We start from the raw sequence: 19,998 nt of genomic DNA, 5'->3' as shown, positions 1-19,998 counted from the left end.
CTGATAAGCCTGCGTGGCAATATTTCCCAATCTGGTTGCCCGGTGACGGAAAACTCATCTACATTCGAGCGTAACGTCGGTGATACCACTGGATTCGATCGAGCGGGCGCTCCGGCGATCTTTCAGTGCTGTTCCGGTCTCCCTGCTGCGCCTGCCAGGCCACCATATCGGATCGCGTCATCGTTTCAGCGGTGAGATGTGCGTTGCCGATCGCGTCAGCCGGCGTGCCGCGGTCCAGCGCCTTCGCCGTGTGCGCTCTCAGGCGCCCCGCGGCCGGAGGCATCCCGGCGGCAATCCGCCCGGTGATGAAGCCAGCGCCGCTCAAACCGGCGACGGCGCCTCGCCACCTCTGCGGATGGAGTCGTGAACATGCTCGCCACCACCTGTTCTCCAGCCACTGTTCGCGGTGGGAAACCAAATATATGCTGTGCAGTCGGCGGTGCCGACCGTGCAGCGGAGGACGCTGCAGTGCCTCGCCGCGTCAGTTGCGGCTCGCTATCAGGATTGCCCGAGCCACGGCGACGCTGGACTGTATCAGCGCCAGCCTGCGCGTTCAGTTCTGCGGTGAAAGACGCTGTTTGAGCTGGCCGGCGTCAACGACCGTTAAGAGTTCAGTGTTTCCAGCAGGTTTGCTAAGTTCATTGTCCGAGCGCGCCGGGACATGATGTCGATGCAGCATCAGCGCCACTCCAGCGCGCTACTGGTGCTTCTCCTCAACGGCGTTTGCGATCGGCAGCCAGCCATTCGTTCTCTGGAACGGACGCGTATCAGGTGGAGACATCTCCGCCGCGCCAGTTTTCACCGTTTCATGATTGACACTCTTATTGTGTTCATTCAATCAGGCGGTTTTAACACCGGGCGGTTCAACTTTCAGCGAAGCGCTCGCGGCACCTCGATGCAGCCACGCTGTGGGCGGCGTCGACGGAAGCGGATTCATCGGATTCTGCTCGCGTCTGTCGCCGCTCCCGCCTCGTTCGATCGTGGCGGGTTGTGGCTGGCATTACTCTCGCCCTGCCTTCTCCATCGCTGGGTGCGATTCACTGAAGCGCTGGCGGTTATCGAAACCTGCGAAAAACATTAATCCGATCGTGAAGCCAGCTCGTTTGACGGATACCGGCGCCATCGCCGCGCATGCACCGATACCGGTCTGGTGATTTCACCCGCACTCGCCACTAACCGGAACAGACTGCTACGGGCGCCCTCGTGCATCAGCGTTTGCGGTAATGGAAGAACAACTACGGATCCCGTGACCTTCGGTGGCATCTTCTGTTGTTGGCATTTTTGGGCGTTTCGGTTCACCATTGCAGTACATTGTAGTGCATTGCTCTTTATTTGCTCCTTTCCAGTAAGTTGCTGCGGAGCTTGTCCGCAGTGCATCTCGTGGAAGAACTGGCGTGCGATATTACCTGTATTACAGTCTCTGTTTTATATACACTCTGCAGGGCAGAAGCGGGCGGAGTGTAACACCGCTGTTCTCTGCTACCAACAACGATAACGCGCTACCGGTGCCGTAAGGCTTTAACACCGGATCATATAACGGCGGAGCTGGACCACGTCATTATCAGCATGTTCATCCGCGATCTGTTACTCAAACATGATCAGACTCCGTTTGTTTGGCAGGTCTACCGGACGGCACTGCCGGATGGCGGGTTCTGGACAGTGTTCCAGCTGCCGCCGTGGGCGAAGGCCGCTGCCTCCACGCCGGGGGCGGGAGTCAGCGCAGGGGTCGTCGTTCATGCATCGGAGCAGCCGCCGACTCAGCGTTAATGACTCTCAAATTCGTTGACGTTTCCTCAGCGGTTTGGCGACCTTCTGCCGCGCAATGTCTACCGCTGGCAGATTTTCGCCATCTGGCTGCGGGCAGCGCCCTGATGATACCTGCCGGATATCGATCAAACCACTCTGGCATTGCGCCTCAGGCCTCTGCCGGACGTATTGCTTCTGGCGTCACCTACTTCATCAGAGGACGGCGGAAGGCATCTGCGGGCAGTTCCTGCCACCTGCGTCCCCGTTGTTTGTGGCGCAAGCTCGCCGAAGGCGCCGCTCTCTTCTCCATCGCGCCGTCGACCGGCGTTCGATGATTTATGAGCATCATCGTTGCACACCGAACCACGTTGCTGGGTAGTCATACGCCTGGTGGAGTTGGGCACGCGTATCGACCACTGACTGTTATTCAGAAAACCGGTCGCGGAGAACCATGTAAACGGTGTGATGGCGCCTCCGCCTTTTTAATTCTCACCGTTTCCGCTCACGCATCGTCGTCACGCAAACCAACGTGGACGACCGTTTGGGCGGAGCTGTTTTCTCTGTTGCAAAGATTAACACTTTTGCGAAGAAATACCGTCGCATCATCGGCGTGCGGCTGGCACCTGTCGTCCTCGGTGGAGGACATCTGGTCGGGGTCGACGGTGATCATCAGCACAACGCTCAGGAAATGCAGGTGATGTATTCTCTCACCATGGGCGCGGCCTGACCCGGAGCGCCTCGAGCAGAGGTGGTTTCATAAGGCAGCTGACGGGCCGCTCTGACTCGAAGGCCGTCGCCGCCCGTGGTCCGGGATATGTTACAGCTGGGCTGACGGTCCACGGATTACTGCCAATATTCGTCCCTGGGTTGGCAAATCGCCACCCTATTAACAGCACCGTTCCTTTCTGCCGCCGTGCTAATGCGGCGGTCTAAGGTCGTGATCGTTAAAGTTTGGCGAAGTTGTAGCATTGTCAAAATTTCGGTTTGCCGCTCCGGTGATCATCAGCTTGCCACCGCTACCCGGACTCTCGACAGGCGCGGAGGAAAGGAAGAGCGGCGGGCCAGGGTCCCTAACAACGGTAAAGCCAAGGGTTCCCTCTACAACCATGAGCCTTCAGAAGGTTGGGCTACCCAAAAAAACAGTTGACAAATTTATCAGGATGTTGCCGCGCCGCGGTCACCGCGTCGGATTTCATATCGTGTATCGCGGCGCTGAACTGCTTGGGCGGCGTAACAGTCACCGATCCAGTTTCGGGTGACGGAAATCAGCTGTGGCCAATCTTCGACGTACCACCACCACCGCTATTATGCTGCTATACTCTGGGGTTGGTCAATGCAGTGCGTAAACCTCTGCCGACCTTCACGCGCCGTTCGTGAAGCAGTATGATTCAGCGCGTAGCTGAATTCTGGTGATGATCGTGATTCATTCCGTTCGCCGGGATCTTGTGAGCAAAACCAGCCTCCCTGTGATGGGCCGTAAGCCGCATTAACGTTGGGGATCAGTGATACGCCGCCGCGCAGTAATCTCACTGTAAGCCCCATGGCTGCGGAAGGTCTCACCAAACCGATTATGCTTGCTGATAGTAAAACTGTGCGCTACCACGCTGTTTGGAATTTTGCCTTCGCTACCGTTTCACCTTTCTGCCTTGCGAAGGAAGATATCGGTGAACCCAATAATCTTCCCCTGCTAATGGCTGCATTCACTCCATCATCGAAGCTGGAATTTCACCACCAGTGACAGTTCTGCCGGCGATGATCAGGTCAGCGACCGGCGACGATGAAACGTTTCTCCGGCTGGCGGGAACTAATCATTGGCAAGAGTCTTGTGTGTTCAGGGAGTCAGTTACGACCACTGAAACGCCGGAGGTGCAGCTCTTGCACCCTTCGAACACTTTTGCTGCGGCGCTGCATCATCTGTTCTGGCGCCGCGGCGTAGCGGTGAGAGCTCAGTGCCAGTCAAGTGTTGATCCCAGTCTGGACGTTCTGTCCGGTCGGTATTGTTCGCGGCAGCGTTCGTGCGAGGAAGTCAGGCGCCGGCGTCGCGGCATATCATTGAAGAGCCACTGCAGCCGGCGTTTATATACAACTCGGGCAGCGCTGAAGGCTTAATCTCATATTCTGCCATCAGCCACTGTGATGCCTCTATCTTTGGGAACTGGTACGATCAGACCGACGCTCTCAGAAGGGCGGCGATCGTCAATAATGCTATTGCAATAAATCTATTGGTGTGGTTTGATGCTGATATTCGAAATGTCATCAGAAGTGTGAATGCATGACCAGTCATCGTCCCTACCCCGTCACGAGTTCCATCAGCTTGGAGTAGCTGTCGGCGACGTCGTACTTTACTTGGCCCTCGAACTTCTTGTTGACGTCGGCGAAGAATTTCCGGGCGCATTCGATCTTCGCGTCCTCGATACCTTTCAGTTGAAGGGTAGAGAGGGAGCCCTTTGTCTCGGCGACGAAGTACACGTGCTTGACCGAACCCTCGGTGAAGGCGATCGCCCAGTCGGGATTGTAATCGCCGACCGGCGTTGGAATGAAGAACCCGCGCGGCAACTTGGCGTACACCTCTACCTCGGAGCTTGTGTCCAGCTCCGTGACGAGATCACGTTCAACCTTCGAGTCCGTGACGACGTAGTCATACACGTGCTTCTTGAGCTTCTCACCAGCCTTGGCGAAGTCCTGGGCACTCTGGTTCTCCGTGAAGATGGCCATGTCGAAGCGGTCCTCCAGCGCGTCGTACGCCAGATGCTCGACGATAACCGTGGCCTTCTGTTCGTTGATGAGTCGCGCGGCTTCGGTAATAAATTGCTCCGGATTCAGGCGGAACTTGCCGAACGTGTTCGGATTGATCCGCCCAAGGATCGCAGCGGCAGTGCGCCGAGTGAGCTGGGTCTTCTCGGTCACCTCCCCCAGCAGGTCGTACTTTACCTGAGACCCGGCAGACACTGTCGCGGTCTGGGTTGATGTCGTGGAGACGTCAAATCCGGTGCCACTGGTCAGGTCATCAGCGTCTAGCGACTCCCGCTGCCTGCCGGCCTGGACGACGTACTGCATGGCTGCGACGTTCAAGTGGGTGTCGAGTGATGCCACGCACTTGCCCACCAACTCGGCCGAGTCGAACTCGACCTGATAGACGGCCTTGTGGTTGATCCGACTCCAGAGCTCTTGGAACTCCTTCTTCTTGAAGTTCGCCTCGTTGAGGGGGATCTTCTTGGGTTTGCGGTCGTTCGTCGGCGCGGGGATGTCGATGTACAGGGCGTCGATCAATGGCCAAACGAAGTCGATGACCGGCTTGAGCACTTCGGACAACGGCTCCGCGAGCGACCCGGCGTCTTTGTCCTCCTTGTACTTCTGCGTCACGAGCCCGTCGTCGTCGACGTAGTCGTTGCGCACAAGGTAATTGTACAGAGCGGTTGCGAGCTTCTCGTCGACGTCGCTCTCGCCGGACTCGGTGTGGATCGTCATGCCAGTAAAGAACTTGATGCTGGCCTTTCGTGGGCGCGTCGCCAGCGACTCTGCGATCTCCTTCTGCAGCCCGGCGACGAAGTCGGTATAGGACTCGTCAGTCACGACGGTCAGCTGGTTGATGGCATGCACCGTAACGGGATTGTCCATGCGCTCGCCATCTTGGTTGACGGCGAGCCTCAGTCCACGCCCGATCTCCTGCCGCCGCGAGATGGTGTTGTCACTCTTCTTGAGCATGCCCATGACGAAGACATTTGGATTGTCCCATCCTTCGCGGAGGGCCGAGTGCGAGAACAGGAACCGCACAGGCTCATCGAAGGACAACAGACGTTCCTTGTCCCTGAGGATCAAGTCGTAGGCCGCAACGTCCTTCGACTGGCCCTTCTCATCGCCGGTCTTGTGCACGTCGCCGTCGACGAGCCGCTTGCTCTTCTTGTCGATCGAGAAATAGCCCTGGTGCACATCCCGAGCTTCGTCACGGCTGAGGTACTTCTTGTATACCGCTGTTGCGTCATCGAGCTCCAGCTCCCCGAGGACCTCCTCGACGACGGCGGCGTACTCCTCCTCGAACACTCGTGCGTAGTCGCCAAGGGTGTCCTCGCGGTCGTAGTCGCGGTACTTGGCGACCTCGTCGATGAAGAAGAGCGAAAGAACCTTGATGCCTTGGCCGAAGAGTTCACGCTCCTTAGCGATGTGCGCGCGGATGACTTCGCGGATCTGGATACGCCGCTTGGTCTGCTCGGTGACGTCGCGGTCGGCGAGCTGCCCGGCGATGACGATGTCCCCGTTGCTGAGCGTGATGGTGTCGTCGATCGCGCTGACGTCGGTGACCACAAGGTCCTTATAGGCCTCGAGGCCGTTCGCGAGGTCATGAAGTCGGGTGCCCTGGGTGACCCGCCTGGGTTGCCGCTTGATCGGACCGCCCTTTGTCTGCACTTCCAGTTCCACACGGGCCGTGGGCGGCTGGCCCTTCTTGACCTCGATCGCATCGAGGTAGAGGTAGGCGGTGGAGCCGGCCAGGCCCTTGACCGTAATGCCACGGACAGCGATCTTCTTTACGAGCTTCTGGTTGTATGCATCGAGGGCGTCGAGTCGGTGGACTTTGGTGTGCTCAACCTTGTGAGTGGCCGAGTAGCGCAGCACCATCAGGGCGTTGAAGCGGGACAGCGCCTCAAGCGACTTCGGAGCACCGATTTTTTGTGGCTCGTCGATGATGACGATAGGTCTGTTCGCGCTGATCACGTCGATCGGCTTGCGAGACTGGAAGTCGTCCAGCACATCGTAGATGCGCCGGTTGTCCTTTCCCGTGGCGTTGAAGGCTTGGATGTTGATGATCATGACCTGCACGCCGGCGTCTGAACTGAATCGCTCGAGCTCATGCAGCTGCGAGGAGTTGTAAATGAAGAAGCGCGGCTTGGTGCCGTAGGTCTGCTGGAAGTGTTCAGCCGTGACGTCGAACGACTTCTTGACGCCCTCGCGAATCGCCACGGACGGGACCACGATGATGAACTTCGACCAGCCGTACCGCTTATTCAGCTCCATGATTGTCTTGATGTAAACGTAGGTCTTGCCCGTGCCAGTCTCCATCTCGACGTCGAGGTTCGGAGCGCCGAGCGCAGCCTTGCTGTCCGCAACCCTCGGCGCCAGCGGCAAGTTCCGAGATTTCTGAACCTGGTGAAGGTTGGCGAGCAACTGGGCCGCGGAGAGCTCGATCTCGGCGTTGCGCAGACCGGAGTCTGATGTCGTACTTGTCCCGAACAGGGCCGGCGCGGTGCTCGGCTTCACCTTGCCAGGGTCGATCCTGTAGGAGACGTCACTACGTCGAGGTTGGCCGGAGAAGACGTCAACGACCGAGTCGACAGCGCCCGTCTGGTACAGCTGGGTCTTGAATTGAAGCTTCATCTAGGTCAGACGGCCTTCACATCGGTAGAAGGCGAGAGTTCCTTAAAGATCTGTTCAGCGTTGATGCGCGCGTCATCGGAATCGAAGCCAAAGTCACGAAACACGGCGCGAAGCGGCTCGCGCTTGGCGAGCGACCGCACGAGATCGGGGCTCACGTTGTCCTCGAAGCAGGCAATCAGGACATCGTCCTCCATGACCAAGACCTCGTAGCCTTCGACGCTCTCGACGGCGATCGGTGTGGAGATGTCCAGCCCCCAGCCAAGCAGGACTTCGAAAAGCAGGTCCTCACCGGACCGTCCAGGCTTGACGCTGTGCTCCAGCTCGCTCAGCTGGAGCTGGTCGGTGTCATCAGGGGAACGTAGGACGTCCGCCATGTTGGAGGAGTCGATGCGGAACGTTCTGAAACCGATATCGAGACGGTCTCCCGTCATGCCCGCCTCCTCGCGGAGTCTCAAGCCCACCTGCCGAATTCGTTCACGAGCGATCTGCCCGATCTGAGTGAAGCCGGCCTCACGGGCACCGGACTTCTCCGGCGTCTCCTCGTCGAGTTGAACCATGATGAAACGCCGAGACCCGCCGTCAACGGAGTTCAAGTGCATCACCGCATGCGCGGCGGAGCCCGACCCCGCGAAGAAGTCCATGACCAAGGCTTCCCGGTCCGATCCCGTCACAACGTCGAACCATCTGGCCAGCACATACTCATCCTTGGGGTAATCGAAGACGCCTGGTCCGACAAGGCGCGCCAGACGTTGCGAAGCAGTCGTTCGGATCTGGGTGAAGACCGACTCTGCGACTTGACTGTCCAGCTCTTCGAGGAAGGTTTTGCCCCCGCGGAATTTTTTTCTCGTCCTGTCCGAACTCGACGAGGCCGGCTTCAATCTGCTCCTTGAGCCTGGCTTCGGTGAACCTCCACCCGGTGCTGGGGATCGAGACCGGCCTGCCCGTCACAGGATGCAGCACCTCGAATCGCGGTCCCCCTCCTCCCGGCCAACCGAGATCCTTGTCCGCGTTGTAGATGCGGCCGGTGTCGTCGATAGTCTTGAAGCGCGTCACGGCGGCGGTGATATCCGGCTGCATGGAGAGCCACGCACGATAAATGGACGTTGCTGCGGCGGCATCATAACCACTCTCGGCCCACGCCTCCCGCCCCGCAGCCAACGCCTCATCGACACCGGTCTTGCGCTCTCGCCACCGAACCCCGAGCTCCTGAAGGCGCGCCTCGTTTCGCGCGTAGATCACCAGGTAGTCATGTCCGACAGAGACATAGCGAGAGTCGTTTTTGCGGCCACCCTGCCAAACGACGGTCGCGATGTAGTTTCGTTCGCCGAACGCCTGATTGGCGACCGCACGCAAGTTCGCCAATTCGGCATCGTCGATCGACATGATCAGGACCCCGTCGTCGGCCAGCAGGTTTCGCGCGAGGATTAGGCGCGGATAGATCATGCTGAGCCAGTCAGAATGAAACCGGCCATTGGACTCCGGGTTTGCATGAAGACGAGCACCCTCGTCATCAATTTGACGAGACCGCCGTAGATATTCGGCCGTCGACTCCGCGAACTCGTCGCGATACACGAAGTCATTTCCGGTGTTGTACGGCGGGTCGATATAGATGACCTTAACCTTGCCCAGATATGACTCTTGGAGCAGCTTTAGCGCGTCGAGATTGTCGCCCTCAATGAAGAGATTCTTCGTGCTGTCGAAGTCGACCGACTCGTCGCGAACGGGACGCAGCGTCTTCGCGATCGGAGCGTTGGCGGCAAACGCCGCCGCGCGCTTGCCTGGCCAGTCGAGCTGATAGCGCTCCCGCGGCCCCTCGACTAGGTGATCAGAGAGTTCCTGGCGAAGCAGATCGAAGTCGACTGTACTGACCGAAATTCCTTCGGCGTCGACGGTCTCTGTGATGACGCGGGGGAACAATTCAGCGATTTTGGCTACATTGCTCGCTGTCAGGTCCGGTGACGCCATTCGGAGCTTCTCCACGTTGGCCCTCAGTTCGTATTGCCCGTGGCCGGGCTGTCGGTCGCACCCATAAGATCAGTGAGCGCGGCTTGCTTTGACTTCAAGGCTCGTCGTAGCTCAACCTTCCGATTGAGCTGCGGTTCGTTCCGCATTTTCCGCTCCAAGGCTGCGATCTCGCGCTCCAGCGACCGAACTGTCGTGAGTCTGTCGACCACGTCCGACACACTTTCGCCGGCGCGTGGCGCTACGGACGTAAGCGGCTGCAGCAGCGCCGTATACAGTCCCATCAGGGCGATGGCTGTGGGGAGCGGGACTCGCTCGCCGGACACAGGCTGCCATTCAGTGCTGAAGTAGGGGCCCAATTTCGGTATACCCGCTCCGAGCTGCTTGTGAGCGGCGGCCATGCGGATGGTTCCGTTCTCGCCCTCTCCCCGGCTGATTTCGAAGATGATCGGAGTTCGGACTGCCTTGTCGATCGCAGCGAGCACGCCCTCCGCGACGTCCTCTTCCTTTGCTCCGATCTCGAAGACTTGGATCTCTGGGATCTCAACGCTGCCCGGAAGGTTGATCGTCGACTCCGCGAGCTTGTAGGCCCATGTGATCCGTCGTACGTCGGAGACGAAGCGGTCCTTGATCGTGGATCCGATGCTCGCGTGCTCGTAGAACTTGGTCTTGGGAACCGTTCGGCCGAACCGGGCTGCGGCCGGCCAGCGATACAGCCGATCCCTCATGCGGTGCCCTGCGCTGGGTCCACGATGGCGATGAAGGCGATGAGCTCGAAATCGTCCAGTCCGCCGATGGTCTGGGTGAGCGCGGTCGTAGCTCCGTCGGAGAAGAGGCTGTCCAGGTCGCGCTCGGCCGTCACGTCGACCATCGAGCTGATCGCCGCGGTGAGCAGCTCCGAGTAGTGCCCCATCTCAGCGCCCTCGTTGGTGGCCGAGTTAAAGATGCGCGTGACCGCACCGACCGGCTCGTCGTGGGGGCGACATCCGGCACGGATGAGGTCGAGGAGGTACTTGACCTCCGTGTGGTCGGCGATGACGTTGCCGTCGCCGTCGAGATAGACGAGGTAGTGCGGGTGGAGTCGGTTGCCGCGGTTGATGTTCTTGTCGGTGTTCACGTTGTGAAGGACGAAGAGCGCTCCCGGCTTGAGTCCCTTGTCCGCTTGGGCCGGCACGACGGCATGGAGCCCCTTGGGCGCGCTGGCGAGGTCGCCGTACTCTTTGATGTAGCCCAGAAGATCCATGCGGAAGTCGTTGAGGCCGAGGTCAGTGATCGAGACACCGGTGCGGACGTCTTCGAGCTCGATGACCTCGTTCTGCAGCTTGCGGAGCTGTTCCTTGCGGAAGGCTGCGTCGCCGTCCTCCAGGGTCAGGACGTTGTCGTCGGCGGTTCCCGCTAAGTCAGCGATGACCATGCGGTTTTCGACTCGTTCCTTCAGGTTGATGTACTCGTCCAGAGAGATGTCGGGCCAGAAGTTGACCAACTGGATGTACGTGTTCGTGGAACCGATGCGATCCACGCGACCGAAGCGCTGGATGATCCGGACCGGATTCCAGTGGATGTCGTAGTTGACGAGATAGTCGCAATCCTGAAGGTTCTGGCCCTCGCTAATCACGTCGGTGGCGATCAGCACGTCGAGCTCGCCCGCCGCCTTGGGCATGGTCAGGTGTCGCTGTTTGGACTTCGGCGAGAAGAGTGTGAGCACCTGTTGGAAGTCATAGCCAGGACCGAGCGTGGTCCTCGCGGTGTGACCACCGCCGGTCACCAGGGCGGACTCGAGGCCAGCCTTGCTCAGGCGTGGCGCGAGCTCCCGGTAGAGGTACTCGGCGGTGTCGGCGAAGGCCGAGAAGATGAGCACCTTGCAGGTTGCCCTCGTTGATCGGGTGAGCGGCCTTGCCGGCGATCAGGTCCGTGAGTGCCCGGAGCTTGCGGTCGTGCTCCGGTGTGACCCTCCGCATCTCATCAAGCAATTCGCGGAGCGTCTCACGGTCGTTCCACAGGTCGCGTCGCCAGGACTTAACGTCGACGTCATCAAGATCGATCTTGATGTTCTCGCCGAACGCGAGCGCGTCGGCGCCCAAGGCGTCCTCGTCATCGACGTCTAGGCCAGCGAAATCGATGTTCATGTCGGCGATCGCGCCCTCGTGAGAGTCGAGCCTGCCCAGTGTGCGGTCGACGGCTCCCTCGATCTTCGCGAGCGTTAGCCGGAAGGCCTCGACTGAGCTCTCCAACCGCTTCAGCAAGTTGACGGTCATCAGCTTCTTCAGCCCTTGCTCACGGCCCCGCTGCCCGAGGTTTGACCGTGCCATTCCACCCTCGATGTTGTACAGGTCGTCGTACTTCTGCACGCGGCTATCGAGTACGTACTTCAACGGCGTGTAGACGGCGAGCGTTAGCTCCTGCAGTTGCTCGAAGATCTCTTTGAACGTCGGGACCGTTTGGAGGTCAGTAAGCGGCTCACGGATCGAGGCCGGCGGCATGCGCTCGGGAAACGCACCGATCTCGGCGGTGTCGTAGAACGCCTGGATGTGCTTGCGTGACCGTGCAATGGTGACCGAGTCGAGCAACTCGAAGAAATCGAAGTCCAGCATCTTCAAGATCGCGGCCGGGGTGCGAGACTCTGGCGGTAGCTTCGACCACTCGTTGAACGCCCGTTGGGCGTCACTGAAGACCCTCTCCACGGTCGTGGACAGGCTGAGATGCTTCGCGAGGCTCTCCGACTCGCCCTCATAGGCGAGCTGGAGCTGGTTCTTCAGGTCGTTGAACCGGTTGTTGACCGGTGTTGCCGACAGCATGAGCACCTTGGACTTCACGCCCTCGCGGATCACCTGCCGCATCAGCCGCTGGTAGCGGGATTCCTTCTCCTCCGCATAGTCGGCGTTGCGGAAGTTATGGGACTCGTCGATGACGACGAGGTCGTAGTTGCCCCAGTTCACTCGGTCAAGCCGGAGTCCCCCAGACTCACCCTTGGTGCGGGATAAGTCGGTGTGGGCGAGAACGTCGTAGTTGAAGCGATCCTTGGCGAAGATGTTCGTCGTCAAGTTCGCGTTGTAGTTCGTCCAGTTCTCCAATAGCTTCTTTGGAGCCAGCACTAGCACCGACTTGTTGCGCAGCTCGTAGTACTTGATCACGGCGAGGGCTGTAAAGGTCTTACCGAGGCCGACGCTGTCAGCGAGGATGCAGCCGTTGTAGGTTTCGAGCTTGTTGATGATCCCCGTTGCAGCGTCCCGCTGGAAGTTGTAGAGCGAGTTCCAGACCGCCGAATCTTTGTAGCCGGTGCGATCGTTGGGCAGCACGTCCTCGCTGATGTCGTCGAGGAATTCGGCGAACAGGTTGTAGAGGATCAGGAAGTAAATGCGCGCCGGTGAGTTCTCGGCGTACACGCTGGCGATGTGATCGTGAACCGCGTCGGTGACGTCGTCAAGCTGGTCTGAGTTGTGCCAGATCTGGTCGAACAGTCGGATGTACTGCGCCGTCATCGGCGCATCGTCGACGCGGTGCACCATGTTCGAGACTGCGTTGCCCCGCTCGTAGCCGAGGTCGGCGGTCGTGAACCCCTGGAGCGGCATGTAGGCAGCCTTGCCGTCGATCACGGCGAATTGCTGCATCGGATTGCCGGTTGAGTTGGACCGGAACGTGACCTTGCGGCGCACCCAGTCCGCGCACTCCCGTGCGATCGCGCGCTGCGTGAGCTTGTTTCGCAGCCGGATCTCAAACTCCGAGCCGTGGAGGCTCGACTCGCCACCCTTGGCATGCGGGATGAAGAACTCACGGCGCTCCTTGCGGAGCTTGTCCGTGGCCTTGCTCGTCACGAAGGAAGGCGAGGTGAAAATGAACTTCAGCTCGTTGACCTGCTCCAGCTCCTTGCGGAGGGCCTCGAACGCGAAGATTGAGAATGTCGACGCCGCGATGCGGACCTTCGACCCAGGCGTGATCGCGGCCTTGACATCGTCGCCGAGTAGCTCGTTGACATTGTCGATGATTTTCATGCGCCACTCCGCGAAACTTCAGCTCGGTCAAGGTCCGCATCTGCCCCGCACCGACTCGGCCCCTCTTTGGCCGCTTGTGCACCCATGCGACCGCCAGCTCCGCCAGTTGGCATTACCAGAGAAGCGACGGACGCGAGGGGGGCTCGGCCGGGGACTGGCTGCGGCGCGTCGACCGCCGCTGGGTCAGCGGGACCGGCTCGCTCGGCCGCTTGCGAGCTGATGGGGATCACGATCGACATCCGGATGGGTACCTCCTGCGGCGGACAGTACATACGGGCGGGAGCAGATCCGAAGATTGCGGCCCTGAATTGGCTCAATGCCGTCGGCTGCTCGGCCTTCTCTCGGCCGCTGGCTCAGCCCCTGGGCGCGCGACGCCGTCCGGCCGGCCGCGGCCAGTCCGTCGAAGGTGGCGATCAGCTCGTCAGCCATGCCAGACGTGAGCGCGTTGCGCCTGTCCGCGGCGTTCAGCGTCACGACCGCGACGCCGCCGCCCACGTCAAGCAGCCCTTCACCGAAGTCGGGGCCGTATCCCTTCGCGCAAGCCGGGTTGCCCGCTATCAGACGCGGCGAAGGCGCCGACCGCCATCGCGGTCGGCGCCCTCGGCTCGCCTCAGGCGCGCAGCGCCGCCCGGGCGACCGGGACGAGCGAAGCCAGCACGACCAGCTCCCCCACAACGCTTACCCACACGGGGAACTCGCCGCTGGCGAGCACGAAGCCGACCAGCATGGCCGGCGCGGCCCACACCGCGATGTCCGCACGTGCTCGAACCACGGCGGCCGCGGAAACCAGCGTGCCCAGGATCGCCATCAGCACCAGTGAGCCCAGGACGGCGAACGGCGCACCGTCCTGCACTACCTCCCACGCCTCCACCGACGACGCCCCGCCCCGCTCGGCCAGCTCGATAGCTACTAGCCGCATGCCGGCGAAGCCGCCGCCGCCCACGCTGCCGACAACCAGCAGTGCGGCCGCGATACCCGACAGCCAGGTGGCGCTGCGGCGACCGGCGAGCGCCAGCATCGCGGCGCCGGCCACCCCGGCGAGCATGGCGACCAGGTAGGCGATGACCGAGAGGACCTGGCGCGTCGGGTCCTCCGCCAGGCCGGCCAGCCAGGGTCCGGCCTCGTCCCGCGGCAGCCCGTCCGTGCTGAGCAGGTACTGGGCCGCGAGCGCGATCGGGCCCAGGAAGGCGGCGCCCACCAGCAGGCGGCGGCGGGCGTGCACGCCGGGAGCGGGAGCCGGAGCGGCCGGGGTGGGGACGGCGGGGCCGTCGATGTGGTCCGGGGCGACGACGCCGCTGCCGAGCCGGGTGGTGGTGCTGTCCATCGGGATGTCTCCTCGCGATGCCGGCTCCGTCGGCCGGGCTGCAACCACCGTCGCGACGGCGCCGTCCTCCCCGCATCGGACGCCTGTCCCGTTCCCCCGCGGGTGGTGTGTCCCTGGCGACCGGGACATCCGCGCTGCCACGATGCCGCGGTGATCGACGTCCGGAGCGCCGTGGCCGTCACCGCGGCCACCGGCGGAGCCGCCGTCGCGGTCGCGGCCGCGGTCATCGCGCCGACAGCGGACGTCGGTGCCGACGCCGTCGCCTGGGGGCTCGCCGGCGCGCTCGGCTTCGGCGGCCTGGGCGCCCTGGTCATCACCCAGCGCCCGCGGCTGGCCGCCGGCTGGCTCATGCTCGTCGTCGGCGTGTGCAGCGGCGGGGTGTCGCTGGCGGCGGTCCTGGCGGCGGCGATCCTGCCGTCCGACCCGGGCTCGAGTGCCGGTGCGCTCGCCTACTGGGTGCAGACGTGGCTGTGGGTGCCCGCCTACGCGCCGGTCCCCACGCTGCTCCTGCTGGTCCTCCCCGACGGCCCCCTGCCCGGGCGCTTCTGGCGAGCGACGACGGCGGTCGCGGCGGCAGCCAACGTGCTGGGGCCGCTGGCGTGGGCCCTGACGCCCTACGACCAGCAGGACCAGCCGGTGCCCGCGGAGTACGGCGACGTCCGCAACTCGGTCGGGGTCGACGGCGCCTGGTCGGTCGTCAACCTGTCGCTGCTGCTGCTCGTCGTCAGCGCCGTCCTCGGCATCGCCTCCCTCGTCGTCCGTCTGCGCCGGAGCGCAGGCCGGGAGCGGGACCAGGTCCTCTGGGTCCTCGCCGGCGCCCTCGGGACCGTCATGCTCGTCGCCCTGGCGTGGATCGTGCCGTCGGCGCAGCTCCTGCTGATCGCCGCGGCGCTGCTGCCGCTGCCGGCCGCGGTCACCTGGGCGCTGCTGCGCGCCCGGCTCTGGGACCTCGACATCGCGCTGGGGCGGACCCTCGTCTACCTGGCGCTGAGCCTGCTCGCGCTGGCGGTGTACGGCGGGCTGCTGGTGCTGGCGGGTTCGGTGCTCGGCGACCTCACCGGCTCGACCGACCTGCTGGTCTTCGCGATCGCCGCCGTCCTCGTGCAACCGGCTCGGGACGGGCTGCAGCGGCGGGTCAACCGGCTGCTGTACGGGGACGTCGTCGAGCCGGAGATCGCCATCGGCGAGCTCGGCCGGCGGGTCGACTCCGCGGCGTCGCCCGCGCACGTGCTGCCGGCTGTCGTGGATGTGCTGGCCCGCACGCTGCGGCTGCCATTCGTCGCCCTGCGGCTGCCGGGGCGGGAACCGGTCGCGCACGGGACGCCGACGACGTCCGCCGAGACCGTGCCGCTGGTCCACCAGGGCCGGACCGTGGGCGAGCTGGATCTCGCGCTGCCGCCGGGCGGGCTCGGACCGCGGGTGCGGACGATGCTCGACGAGCTGGTGCGCCAGACCGCGCAGGTCGCGCACGCGGTGCTGCTGCAGGAGGAGGTGCAGCGCTCGCGGGAGTCGATCGTCACCTCGCGCGAGGAGGAGCGCCGCCGGCTGCGGCACGACCTGCACGACGACCTCGGACCGGGACTGGCGGCGACGGCGATGCAGCTCGAAGCGGTCGGCGAACTGCTCGAACGGGATCCCGGGCGGGCCGGGTTCATGCTGGACCAGGCGGCCGGCTACCTGCGCAGCACCGTGGCCGAAGTACGGCGGATCGTCGACGACCTGCGGCCTGCCGCCCTCGGTGACCTCGGTCTGGTCGGGGCGGTGCGCGCGCACGCCGCCCGCCTGGCCGACGGCGGCCTGCAGGTCACTGTCGACGCGCCGGACGAGCTGGACGACCTGCCCGCCGCGGCGGAGGTGGCAGCCTTCCGCATCGTGGGCGAGGCGATGACCAACGTGGCGCGGCACGCGCGAGCCTCGCGGCTGCACGTCTCGATCCGTCACCGGGCGGGACGGCTCGAGCTGTGCGTCGAGGACGACGGGATCGGCGTGCGGCCGGGGGCCCGCACCGGCGTCGGGCTGGGCTCGATGCACCAGCGCGCGGCGGAGCTCGGCGGCACCTGCGAGATCACCGGCGGCGCCGGCACGACGGTGCGCGCCGTCCTCCCGACGGGGGCGGGATGAGCCAACTGAAGACGGTGCTCGTCGTCGACGACCACCCGATGTTCCGCGACGGCTTGGTGTCCCTGGTCGAGTCGCTCGACTGGGCCGAGGTCGTCGGCCAGGCGGAGGACGCTGAGTCGGCCGTCGCGCTGGCCCGCGACGCGCGCCCCGACATCGTGCTGATGGATCTGCACCTGGCCGCGGGCAACGGCCTGGATGCCACCGCCCGCATCACCGCGGAGCTGCCGGGCACCGCGGTGCTCGTGCTGACCATGGTGGAGAACGACGACGCCGTGGCCGCCGCCCTGCACGCCGGGGCCCGCGGCTACCTCGTCAAGGGCGCGAGCCGGGCACAGATCCGCCGCGCGCTGGAGGCGGTGGCCGACGGCGAGACGATCCTCGGCCGGGGCACCGCCGGCGCGCTGGCCCGGCTCACCGCTAACGGGGATGCCCTGAGCGCCTTCCCGACGCTGACCGACCGCGAGCGTGAGGTGCTGGGGCAGCTCGCGGCCGGGCTGAGCAACGGGGAGATCGCGGCGCGCCTGTTCCTGTCGGACAAGACGGTGCGCAACGTCGTCTCGGCGATCTTCGGCAAGCTGGAGGTCTCCAGCCGGGCGGAGGCGGTGGCCCGGGCGCGGGACGCGGGGCTCGGGGGTGCCGCGCCGGGCCTGGGTCGGCGGTCGGACGGCTAAGTCAGGTACCGGTACGGGCCATCGACATGCCGGGCCAGCCGGGTCCAGGCTGGAAGGCCCCCCGACGGAGCTGTGCCGGCTCGTCCACGGGCGCCGCGACGAGACGAAGCGTCGTCGCGCTCGGGGCCGACGCCTCCCGGCGGGGCAGGTTGTCGCGACACCAGCGCTCGCAGTCGGCCAGCAAGTTGCCGGTGGACATCGGGCGGAACGCTCCGCTGGACGGCAGGCCGGACAACGCTGCACAGCTCCCTGGGTGAGAACGACGGGACCGCACGTCCTCACCGGCCCGCGAGGAGCCGCCCGGGCAAGAGGAACCACCGGTCGTGAACGACCGTGGACCTGCCGGGAGCGCGCCGGGAGACGGGGAAGGACGCAGAATCGAACCTAGGCCACTCCCCCGCCCCGGCCCGGCATCCCGGCTCCCGGCGCGCCCTCCGACCTACTGGGCCGAGCGGCGCATCGACCACATCTGCGCCGGGCGCTCCGACTGCATCGCGACGTCCCACGGGATCGCGCCGTTGACGACCTCCTTGCGGAAGTTGCCCACCGCCACCCGCGCCAGCTCCGGGTCGGCCGCCACGCGCTGCGCCAGCTCGATCGCCCGGCCCTCGACCGCCGCGTCGTCCAGCGACTCCCACGCCAGCCCGAGCTCGACGGCCTTGTCGCCGTTGATCTCCTCGCCGAACAGCGCCATCGCCGCCGCGGCCTCCCGGCCGATCAGCCGCGACAGGATGACGAAGTGCCCGCCGCCCGGGTGCATACCGCGCCGCAGGAAGCCCGCGAGGAGGCGGACGTCGCGAGCCACGATCCGCAGGTCCGCCGCCAGCAGCATGTTCATGCCGGCACCCACCGCCGAGCCACGCACCGCCGCCACGGTCGGCACGCGGACCTGGCCCAGCCGGTAGAAGGAGTCGTAGATCTTGCCCATGCCCTCGTAGGCGTCCGGCGTCGCCGGGTCCTTGCCGGCCGAAGTCAGCGTCGCGACGTCGCCGCCCGCGCAGAACGACTTGCCGACGCCGCGGATGACCAGCGCGCCCACCTCCGGCTTCGCGTCCACCTCGTCGAAGGTCGCGATCAGCTGGTCGGCCATGCCGGGCGTCAGCGCGTTGCGCCGGTCCGGGGCGTTCAGCGTCACGATCGCGACGCCGCCGTCCACCTCGAGCAGCACTTCACCGGTTTCGGCCACGAGCCCACCTCTCGAACGAGCGCACCGGCCCCGACGCCGGCTCCGCCTCTCTGACAGGCATCAGACCACGGGCCGCGGCGGTCTGCGCCATGGCGTCTCAGCCCTCGTCGTCCTTGTCTTCGCCGCCACGCCAACGACCTGCTCGCGCGGCAATGCCGCTGGACAGCTTGCCGGTCACCGATCGCGCCTTGCCGAAGGTCTCGGTGCCGAGCTGCTTGGCGACGCCGAGCCCGTCGGCCCCCGTCGCGAGGGCCGCGTCCCTGGCTTCGACCGCGGCGGCACGCCAAGCCTTCGCCTCGAGCGCCGCTCCTCCGGACTCGATCCCCAAGCTGCCGTGGAAGCCGGCGACATCGAGGGCGACGCGTTCCCGCGATCGAACGACGGCCGGGGACTGCATGGGGTTCATCAGCACGTTTGCGTTCGCCTTCGCCGCTGCGGCGTCCATCCGGTTCAGCAGCTGAACCGTGCACTCGGCGATGGTGTCGAGGCGCTTCTGCCTGGCCGCCTTCAGCCCGCGCCGGTGTCCGTCCAGATCGTCCGGGGCGACGTCGAGCACGCGGTCGAGCTCGAGCACCGCGATCGCGTCCTGGAGCTGGAAGCACCGCGCCAGCACGGCGAGCCACTCCTGGGCCTTCGCCTCGGCGGTCTTCGCCGCCTTCGCCAGGTCAGCGATGGTCGACGTGCGCTCCACCTTGTCCGCGAGCGCGTCGAGCTGCCGCAGTGCGTACGCCTGCGTGCGCGCGATCGTCGCTGACGACGCCTGAACCTTCGACCACGTCACCTCGTTGACCCGACCGCCGTGCTCGCGGAGCGTCATGGCCTCGTCGATGTCGAAACCGACCCCGATCAGGTCCGCGATGACGGCGTCCTCATGGGCGCGGAGCACGTCGTCGAGCTTCTGGTCGATCGTCTTCAGGTAGTCGGTGATCTCGTCCATGGTCTGCTGCATCGCGACCTGTGCCATGAGCCCGGCAGCCCCGGTCAGGACCGCCGGGTTGCTCAGCACACCGCTCGGTGACGTCTTCACGATCTCGAGGATGTGCTTGGTTTTGTTGTCCTTCATGGCGATGGCGCGGCTGACCCCGTCCGCGGATCCCTTCATCAGGGGGCTGTTCCGCATCGCGGCCGCCGACTTCTCGGTCAGCTTCACCCACCGCCCCGATTGGGCAGCGATGTGCGCCCCGGCCTGCGCCGCCGCACTCCCCGTCTTCAGGAACGGTCCGAGCCGCTCCAGGCCCAGGTCTCGCGACGGCAGCTCCGCGGAGACAAGAAAGCGATCGACCGCCCCTGCGTCACCGATGACTGCGAGGCCGTCCCCGTCACTGATCACTTGAAGTTCGGCACTCATCATCGGCTCCTCGGTATGCGGCAAAGGACGCTGCGGGGACATGGCTGCGCGCGCCCGGGGCATCCTGACCCGCGCAGTCCGCTCACCCGTGCTCATCCGCCAGCGCGTCCACGAGTCGCACCACGCACGCACCAGCGCCCTCAGGTGCTCCTCGAGTGGTGCGCACGGCAGATGACGGCTGCGAACGCCGTCAGTCGGTAAGCTCGACGGGTTCCTGAACGTCCCGTGCATCTACCTGCTGTCGGCCCCGCCGGCGGATCAAGGCGGCACGCCTGATCCGC

12 protein-coding genes and 1 pseudogene are annotated in these 19,998 nt (G+C 64.3%); 4 read left to right on the top strand and 9 right to left on the bottom strand.

The features are described from left to right. The first annotated feature begins 2,275 nt into the window (after nucleotides 1-2,275). Both JKP76_RS11230 and JKP76_RS11225 read left to right on the top strand, forming a co-directional pair. A complete protein-coding gene (locus JKP76_RS11230) occupies nucleotides 2,276-2,473 on the top strand; it encodes a hypothetical protein (RefSeq protein WP_200490898.1) in 198 nt (65 codons plus the stop codon). Between the two features lie 813 nt (nucleotides 2,474-3,286). Further along, the gene (locus JKP76_RS11225) at nucleotides 3,287-3,484 is read left to right on the top strand and encodes a hypothetical protein (protein WP_200490897.1); all 198 of its coding nucleotides are present in this window, start codon (nucleotides 3,287-3,289) and stop codon (nucleotides 3,482-3,484) included. 551 nt (nucleotides 3,485-4,035) lie between these two features. Here the strand turns inward: JKP76_RS11225 and JKP76_RS11220 are convergent. The 7 genes and pseudogenes from JKP76_RS11220 to JKP76_RS11195 all read right to left on the bottom strand — a co-directional run bounded on the left by JKP76_RS11220 (nucleotide 4,036) and on the right by JKP76_RS11195 (nucleotide 14,391). Further along, the gene (locus tag JKP76_RS11220) at nucleotides 4,036-7,116 is read right to left on the bottom strand and encodes a type III restriction-modification system endonuclease (protein WP_200490896.1); all 3,081 of its coding nucleotides are present in this window, start codon (nucleotides 7,114-7,116) and stop codon (nucleotides 4,036-4,038) included. Between the two features lie 5 nt (nucleotides 7,117-7,121). Further along, on the bottom strand, nucleotides 7,122-7,811 hold the full coding sequence (locus JKP76_RS11215; protein ID WP_200490895.1) for a hypothetical protein: 690 nt from the start codon (nucleotides 7,809-7,811) through the stop codon (nucleotides 7,122-7,124). Nucleotides 7,812-7,815: 4 nt separating this feature from the next. Continuing rightward, on the bottom strand, nucleotides 7,816-9,096 hold the full coding sequence (locus tag JKP76_RS11210; protein WP_200490894.1) for a site-specific DNA-methyltransferase: 1,281 nt from the start codon (nucleotides 9,094-9,096) through the stop codon (nucleotides 7,816-7,818). An 8-nt stretch (nucleotides 9,097-9,104) separates the two neighbouring features. Continuing rightward, complete coding sequence (locus JKP76_RS11205) at nucleotides 9,105-9,806, bottom strand: DUF4391 domain-containing protein (RefSeq protein WP_200490893.1); 702 nt, start codon at nucleotides 9,804-9,806, stop codon at nucleotides 9,105-9,107. Further along, nucleotides 9,803-10,936, bottom strand: a complete 1,134-nt coding sequence (locus tag JKP76_RS20920; RefSeq protein WP_309232920.1) for a C-terminal helicase domain-containing protein — start codon at nucleotides 10,934-10,936, stop codon at nucleotides 9,803-9,805. Before JKP76_RS20920 ends, JKP76_RS11205 begins: the two co-directional genes overlap by 4 nt. A gap of 934 nt (nucleotides 10,937-11,870) precedes the next feature. After that, nucleotides 11,871-12,557: pseudogene (locus tag JKP76_RS23435) on the bottom strand (SNF2-related protein); the annotation flags it as partial. A 1,120-nt stretch (nucleotides 12,558-13,677) separates the two neighbouring features. After that, nucleotides 13,678-14,391 carry a hypothetical protein gene (locus JKP76_RS11195; protein WP_200490891.1) on the bottom strand — a complete coding sequence of 238 codons (714 nt, stop codon included), beginning with the start codon at nucleotides 14,389-14,391 and terminating at the stop codon, nucleotides 13,678-13,680. 150 nt (nucleotides 14,392-14,541) lie between these two features. Between JKP76_RS11195 and JKP76_RS23430 the strand changes: the two genes are divergently transcribed. Continuing rightward, nucleotides 14,542-16,512, top strand: coding sequence for a sensor histidine kinase (locus JKP76_RS23430; protein ID WP_200490890.1), 1,971 nt, complete (start codon nucleotides 14,542-14,544; stop codon nucleotides 16,510-16,512). After that, on the top strand, nucleotides 16,509-17,183 hold the full coding sequence (locus JKP76_RS11185; RefSeq protein ID WP_242471267.1) for a response regulator transcription factor: 675 nt from the start codon (nucleotides 16,509-16,511) through the stop codon (nucleotides 17,181-17,183). The genes JKP76_RS23430 and JKP76_RS11185 overlap by 4 nt, the downstream gene beginning before the upstream one ends. Nucleotides 17,184-17,622: 439 nt before the next feature. Here JKP76_RS11185 and JKP76_RS11180 read toward each other — a convergent pair whose 3' ends face one another. Beyond that, nucleotides 17,623-18,369, bottom strand: coding sequence for an enoyl-CoA hydratase/isomerase family protein (locus JKP76_RS11180; protein ID WP_200490889.1), 747 nt, complete (start codon nucleotides 18,367-18,369; stop codon nucleotides 17,623-17,625). Nucleotides 18,370-18,466: 97 nt separating this feature from the next. After that, entirely contained in the window at nucleotides 18,467-19,717 is a 1,251-nt protein-coding gene (locus tag JKP76_RS11175) for a hypothetical protein (RefSeq protein ID WP_200490888.1), read from the bottom strand. Nucleotides 19,718-19,998: the final 281 nt, after the last annotated feature.

The sequence above is a fragment of the Blastococcus sp. TML/C7B genome (genome assembly GCF_016612845.1).
Lineage (GTDB): Bacteria > Actinomycetota > Actinomycetes > Mycobacteriales > Geodermatophilaceae > Blastococcus.
Note: the sequence above shows the minus strand (reverse complement) of the source record. Positions and strands in the feature narration are given on the sequence as shown.

Coding starts and splice junctions, on each gene's coding strand:
- JKP76_RS11225 (WP_200490897.1), top strand. CDS start 3,287: ATGGCTGCGGAAGGTCTCACCAAACCGATTATGCTTGCTGATAGTAAA.
- JKP76_RS11220 (WP_200490896.1), bottom strand. CDS start 7,116: ATGAAGCTTCAATTCAAGACCCAGCTGTACCAGACGGGCGCTGTCGAC.
- JKP76_RS11205 (WP_200490893.1), bottom strand. CDS start 9,806: ATGAGGGATCGGCTGTATCGCTGGCCGGCCGCAGCCCGGTTCGGCCGA.
- JKP76_RS11195 (WP_200490891.1), bottom strand. CDS start 14,391: ATGGACAGCACCACCACCCGGCTCGGCAGCGGCGTCGTCGCCCCGGAC.
- JKP76_RS11185 (WP_242471267.1), top strand. CDS start 16,509: ATGAGCCAACTGAAGACGGTGCTCGTCGTCGACGACCACCCGATGTTC.
- JKP76_RS11175 (WP_200490888.1), bottom strand. CDS start 19,717: ATGAGTGCCGAACTTCAAGTGATCAGTGACGGGGACGGCCTCGCAGTC.